Origin of the sequence: Aestuariivirga sp., from assembly GCF_044239095.1 — a bacterium.
GTDB lineage: Bacteria > Pseudomonadota > Alphaproteobacteria > Rhizobiales > Aestuariivirgaceae > Aestuariivirga.
Genome location: NZ_JBIICB010000261.1, coordinates 1 through 6213, shown reverse-complemented (window position 1 = coordinate 6213; position 6213 = coordinate 1). Strand labels below are relative to the sequence as shown.

The 6213-nt window shown below is 60.8% G+C and carries 6 protein-coding genes; 2 read left to right on the top strand and 4 right to left on the bottom strand.

Annotation, left to right across the window (positions count from 1 at the left end):
• The 4 genes from ACILRA_RS18520 to ACILRA_RS18505 form a co-directional block, all read right to left on the bottom strand.
• Nucleotides 1-588, bottom strand: a 588-nt coding sequence (locus tag ACILRA_RS18520) for a hypothetical protein (protein ID WP_395663542.1), incomplete at its 3' end; no start/stop codon positions are given.
• A 17-nt stretch (nt 589-605) separates the two neighbouring features.
• Complete coding sequence (dctP, locus tag ACILRA_RS18515) at nt 606-1670, bottom strand: TRAP transporter substrate-binding protein DctP (RefSeq protein WP_395663541.1); 1065 nt, start codon at nt 1668-1670, stop codon at nt 606-608.
• A gap of 246 nt (nt 1671-1916) precedes the next feature.
• The gene (locus tag ACILRA_RS18510) at nt 1917-2246 is read right to left on the bottom strand and encodes a hypothetical protein (protein WP_395663540.1); all 330 of its coding nucleotides are present in this window, start codon (nt 2244-2246) and stop codon (nt 1917-1919) included.
• Nucleotides 2247-2443: 197 nt separating this feature from the next.
• Nucleotides 2444-3145, bottom strand: coding sequence for an isochorismatase family protein (locus ACILRA_RS18505; protein ID WP_395663539.1), 702 nt, complete (start codon nt 3143-3145; stop codon nt 2444-2446).
• Between the two features lie 135 nt (nt 3146-3280).
• On the opposite strand from ACILRA_RS18505, the gene ACILRA_RS18500 reads away from it, so the two are divergent.
• Together ACILRA_RS18500 and ACILRA_RS18495 are read left to right on the top strand one after the other, a co-directional pair.
• A complete protein-coding gene (locus ACILRA_RS18500; RefSeq protein WP_395663538.1) occupies nt 3281-4198 on the top strand; it encodes a LysR family transcriptional regulator in 918 nt (305 codons plus the stop codon).
• Between the two features lie 66 nt (nt 4199-4264).
• The coding region (locus ACILRA_RS18495) for a hydantoinase/oxoprolinase family protein (protein ID WP_395663537.1) at nt 4265-6213 on the top strand (1949 nt) is incomplete at its 3' end.

Below are 6213 nucleotides of genomic sequence, written 5' to 3'. Positions count from 1 at the left end.
CGCCTGAGGCACTTCCGTTCTCTGGGTACGGATCTTCGCCGCCACAAGGTGGGAGCCGAGCCCGTCATGAAGATCCTGCAGAAATCTCTCCCGTTCCTTGAGCCGGGCAGTGATGATCATTTCCTGCCGCAGTCCTTCGGCCGCAAGCCTTGCGCTGCCAAACAGAATGTCTTGAATGGTTTGGTTCAAGGCGATGAAGACGGCGATATAGAGGGGGACAAACACAAGACTTTCCGCGGAGGAGGATTGAGGGAGAGTCTCCTGAAAGTCAGCGCCGGAATCCTGTCCAAAGAAGATCAGTACAGTCCTTGCCGCAACCAGAGCAATCTGAAGGATCAGGAGGAGGCGCAGCACCCTTGTCTGGTGCTCCTGCTTTGGAAAGCTAAGGGTAGCCGCTTCGAGAAATGACCATGTGGAAAGGATGACCAAGAGTACCGACAGCCCGAGAGGGTGATAGATGTTCCCATCGTAGTATGCCGTAATCTCCATCGCGAAATTCAGCACGAGAATGCAGGTTGCCAGAAAGCCGCATGTCTTGAGCCGGAGGCGGACACCTGGCTTCAGAACATCGGACGCCTGAGCCGGCATGGCCGGAGATTGGCTTCTCATGGCGATGCAGAGGGCGAAACAGACGGCGGGCCCAAAATGATGGGGTCAAGCAGGTCGTGCCAATGCCGGGAGCAGCCCGGATCAACTTTCTCGCATAACGTTTTCCACTCAACCAGTGCCGAAGTCTTCATGATTTCGCGCAGGGTGTTCACATCCTCGGGCGTGGGCGTGACCATGACCAAGTGATATGCCTTCCCATTCTCGCAGAGCCCGCCCGTGTTGCAGGCCGAGCTGGTGTCATGCAGCCGTTCCGCGAATGTCCAGATCGTTTCGACATGCTTGTCAAAAGCCTGCTGAAAGATCTTCTGCTGGCTGGCGGAAAGCCTGCCCCACAATGCCAGGTTGATGGCATAGCCGTTCAGTCCAAGCTGCGTGGTAAAGGAGTAAGAATACTTCGTGTGTTCAGGCCAGCCGGCAGAGTTGGCAGAGGCCGAGCTGGTGATTGCGCAATCGACCAGTCCAATCCTCAATGCCTCTTTGGTCTCATCAAAAGGTATCAACACTGGCACCGCACCGATGGCCGTCATGAGCGGAGCCAATGTCGCGCCTCCGATCCGCACCTTCATTCCCGCAAGGTCATGCAACCTGGCAATTGGCCGCTGGCAAAAGAAAACCTGTGGACCACGGGGCCAGATACCAAGCAATCTGGCGCTAAATCGTTCCTCGAGGGCTCTTTGAATGATCGGGGCATATGCCCTGACCACCTCCCGGCCCGTCTTGAAGTCTGGGATCAGCCCGACAAGATCGATCCCCATCAGTTCCGGCTCCACTGCAGAGTTCTGCAGGAACCTCAGCGAGACAAGATCAAGCGTGCGATCCTTCAACATGGGCAGCTGATAAGTATCTTTGTGCCCAACGGCTTCCAGGGGCCGGTAACGCACGGAAAGTGGAAGCCCGGTTTCCCGCGCGAGATTTTCAAAGAATGGCTGCTCGATCTCGTCCTGGAACCCGCCCGTCTGGGAAGGTTGTCCGACGACATCGATCCGAATGACGTCCGTCTTCCACCAGAAGATAACAGCGGCGGCTATCAGAATGGCGCCAAAAACAAGCCTCTTGAACATGGATCACTTATCCTGATGCACCGGGCGCCGATATGTCTGTAACTAACTTCTGCGCCGGCTAAGCCGCCGTCTTGAACTCCGTAGCTGCTTCGGATGCAAGGGCCTTCTGTTCGCTCCTTATCAATAAGGCCTCGAACCATTTCCTCGAGAGGATCACACCATCACCCCCGGTGAAAGACGCCAGATCAGGTGTTCCCGCCCGGCCAGAAGGGGAGATTTACACGACGTCTGCCAGGCTAGGTTGATCTACCGCCACCGCCAGGGCGCAAAGGGGGGACCCAAAATCAGGCCATTGGCCGATCGAAAGGCGGCTGGACGACGAAAATCCTTGCCCTGACCGGCGCGCTTGGCAATCCCGTGCGCTTCGTGCTGCTGCCCGGCCAGCGCTATGGCACCGGCGGCGTCGCGCCGCGGATTGCTGGCATTGAGTTCGAGGGCCTGATTGCCGGCAAGGCCTTCGATTCCAACTGGATCATCGCAGTATTGAACGCCAGAGGCGCCAAGATCATCATCTCGCAACGGCCACAGCGCCGCCTGCCCTTGGCAATCGACGAGGAACTCGACAAAAGCCGTCACCTCATTAAAAATTTCTTCAGCAACTCAAGGACTTCAAGCGCATCGTTCTCAGCGCAGAGAAATCGGAGCGAGAGAGATGTTCAGTCTCTCTCAATCCTACTCAGCCCAGACTTGATCCGGGCATTCTTTTGCCGCTGCCTAAAGAGTATAGCCGGGTCGAGCCCGGCTGTTTTGAGACAGGTAACATTAAGGGCAGTTTACCCCTTCACGCTGTTAAGATACTCCACACACGTATCCGTCGACTCCACGTCCGCAAACTTCGCGTCAATGTCATAGAGGTTCCACGCAACGGCACCCGGCACGCGGTCGCCGATGGCCTCGCGCACGGCAATGGTGCGGAAACCTTCGGCTAGTCCGTCGCAGATCGTGGTACGAACGCAGGCAGTGGCGGTAACACCGGTGACGAGGATCGTGTCCACGCCGCAGCTCCTCAAGTACCCCGCCAGCGGCGTGCCGCTGAAGGCGCTCGCGCGCTTCTTCATCAGCACATATTCGCCTTCGATGGGTGCTATGCGGGAGTCGATCGCCCAGAGGTGCTCGTCCTTGAGGTCAACCGCCTCGATGGGGATCTTGTGGTGCCACATGCCCATATCCGTGTGCGGGTCCTGGCGGTTGGGCGACTGGTAGGCGGTGGTGATGTGAACCACCACATGGCCGTTGTCGCGGCAGGCGCGCAGAAGGCGCTGCATGGAGGGGATGATCTCCTCATCCACCTTCTCGCAGGTGAAGGGGTTGCCGGGGCGCGTCCAGGCATTGGCGAGATCCACGCTGATCAGCGCGGGCCGCTTGCCGAAGCCGATGCGGCGGGCGAAGCCGCGCTCCTTGTAGATCTTGGTGCTGGCGTCGAAGGCCTGCTGCAGGATCTTGTCGAGTTCAGCCGGGTCGAGAGGCTTGTCCATGGGTAATCGCTCCTGTGAATGGTCCTATTCAATGCCGCTTCGTGCACAAAGGCCATTGCCGACTGGAAATTTGTTGATGCCAAAACCGCATCAATTGCTATGCTGCTGTTTCGACAATAGAATCCGGAATGCACCATGGCGCCGTTCAACTCGCGAGACCTTCAGGCCTTCATGGCCATTGCCGAAGAGCTGAGTTTCCGCAAGGCGGCGGAACGGGTGTTCATCGACCAATCGGCCTTGAGCCGCCGCATCCAGAACCTCGAGGATGGCCTCGGCTACCAGCTGATCTTCCGCACCACGCGGGAGGTGGTGCTCACCGAGGCCGGCCGCGTCTTCTATGAGGAGATCGCCCCCGCAATGCAGTCACTGGCCCGCGCGGGGGAGGTTGCCCGCGTGGCAGCGGAGGGCAAGTCCGGCCGGTTGCGGCTGGCCTACATGTCCTTTGCGGCGGCGGGCGTCATGCCCTCGGCCATCCGCGATTTCGCCGCACAGTTTCCGGACGTGGCGCTGGAACTCCGCTACCTCCGCACCCAGGCGCAGAAGCTGGCCATCTCGCGCGGCGATATCGACGCGGGCTTCATGCTGGGCCCGTTCCAGAACCCGCAATATGACCAGGTGTCCGTCGCCTCCGAGCAGCTCGTGGCCCTGATCCCGGAGAACCACGCGCTCGCAAGCCAGCCGGTGGTGACGCTGGCGGAGCTGTCCGCGCAGAAGCTGATCCTTGGCAGCCATGACCAGTGGGACTTTTTCCGCCTGCTGGTGGGCGATCTCTTCAGCGCGGCCGGCCTCACCATGCGGGTCGCCTATGAGCCGTCCAACACGCTGGGCATTCTGGGGCTCGTGGCGGCAGGCCTCGGCGTCTCGCTGTATGCAGAAAGCATCTCGCGGCTCCACGCGGAGGGCGTCGCCGTGCGCCCCATCGCGGATTGCGGGACGCGATTGGAAACCATCCTGTGCTGGAACCGCGCCAACCAGAGCCCGGCTTTGCGCAATTTCGTGGCGGTCGCACGGCAGGCGCACCGCCCGGTCGCCACTCCGGCAAAAAATGCATGAGCTGATGACTTGACACCATCACTAACCGCTTCAGAGTATGCAACATGCATTTCTGAGGAGGTTGTGATGATCCGGGTTGGCGTGGACGTCGGAGGAACCTTCACCGACATCGTGCTCGAGAAGACGGGGGGCCGTGGCGGCCAGTCGATCTTCGTGCACAAGGTGTCGTCGACACCGCATGACCAGTCGGTCGGCGTGGTCAAGGGCGTGGTCGAGATCGCGAAGATCGCCGGCGTCAAGCCCTCCGAGATCGACATGGTGATGCACGGCACGACCGTTGCCACCAACATGGTGATCGAGCGCAAGGGTGCCGAGGTCGGCATGATCACCACCCGCGGCTTCCGCGACATTCTCCACATGGCGCGCCACAAGCGGCCTCACAATTTCTCCCTCCAGTTCGACGTGCCGTGGCAGTCGAAACCATTGGTCAAGCGCCGCAACCGCATCGTGGTGGACGAACGCGTGATGCCGCCGCTGGGCGAGATCGAGACGCCCTTGAACGAGGACCAGGTGCGCGAGGCCGCCCAGCTCTTTAAGCAGCGCGGGCTTCACTCCGTCATCATCTGCTTCCTCTTCTCCTTCCTTAACAACAGCCATGAACTCCGCGCCAAGGAGATCGTGAAGGAGGTGATGCCGGATGCCTATATCTGCTGCTCCTCCGAAGTCGTGAACGTCATCCGCGAATATGAGCGCTTCTCGACCGCCGCGATGAACGCCTATATCGGCCCCAAGACGGCGCTGTATCTCCGCCGCCTGGAAGACCGGCTGCGCGAGAATGGTGTCAACGCCGCAGTGCGAATCATGCAGTCGAACGGCGGCATCTCCACCATCGAGAACTCCTCGCAGCGCCCTGTGGGCTTGCTCCTCTCCGGTCCCGCCGGCGGCGCCATTGGCGGGCGCTGGACGGGTGAGTCCTGCAAGACGAAGAATGTCATCACCATTGACATCGGCGGCACATCGGCGGACATCTCGGTGATCCAGAACGGCGAACTCCGCATCAAGAACCCGCGCGACACGGAGGTGGCCTCACTGCCCGTGCTGGTGCCGATGATCGACATCGATGCCATCGGCGCCGGCGGCGGTTCCATCGCCCACATCGATCCGGGCGGCGCCTTCCGTGTTGGCCCGCGCTCGGCGGGTGCCGACCCCGGCCCTGCCTGCTACGGCAAGGGCGGCACGGAACCTGCGGTGACGGATGCACAAGTGGTGCTCGGACGCCTCGACCCCGAGCACTTCCTCGGCGGCGACCTGCAGATCGATGCGAAGCTCGCTCACAAGGCGATTGAGACCTACATCGCCAAGCCGCTGGGGCTTTCGGTCAAGGATGCAGCCCTCGGCATCCTCAAGGTCATCAACAACAACATGGCGCTCGCCATCAACAGCAACTCGGTGGCCAAGGGCATCGACCCGCGCAACTATACGCTGATGGGCTTCGGCGGCGCAGGCCCGCTCCATGCCGTGGCCCTGGCCGAAATGATCTATGCGAAGGACGTGGTGGCCCCACTCCACCCCGGCATCACCGCCGCCATGGGCCTGCTGCTCACCGATCTCCAGTATGAGTTTACACGCTCGGTGCTCGTTATCGCCAACAAGGCGAGCGCCGATGACTTTAGGGAAGTCAACCGCATCGTCGACGAGCTGAAGAAGCTCGCTGGCAAGCAGCTCCTCGCCGACGGCATCCCCGCCTCCAAGCACCGCTTCACGGCGATCGCCGAATGCCGCTACCTGGGCCAGGGCTTCGAACTGCGCGCCGCCATGCCGAAGGCGCCACTGTCGGCCAAGAACATCGGTGAGGTCATCAAGAACTTCTACGACCATCACAAGCAGGTCTATGGCCATGCCTTCGCGGACCAGATGGTGGAGATCATCACCATCCGCGTCGTGGGTGCTGCGGAAGTCGAGACGCTGAAGCTGCCCAATCTCAAGAAGGGCAACCGGCGCAACCCCGCCGCGGCCAAGCTCTACATAAGGCCCACCGTGTTCGATGACGGGAAGTCCGTGCCCACCCCGCGCTT

Bases quoted from the DNA above. Each gene is read 5' to 3' on its own strand.
- dctP (WP_395663541.1), bottom strand. From the start codon at position 1,670: ATGTTCAAGAGGCTTGTTTTTGGCGCCATTCTGATAGCCGCCGCTGTT.
- ACILRA_RS18505 (WP_395663539.1), bottom strand. From the start codon at position 3,145: ATGGACAAGCCTCTCGACCCGGCTGAACTCGACAAGATCCTGCAGCAG.
- ACILRA_RS18500 (WP_395663538.1), top strand. From the start codon at position 3,281: ATGGCGCCGTTCAACTCGCGAGACCTTCAGGCCTTCATGGCCATTGCC.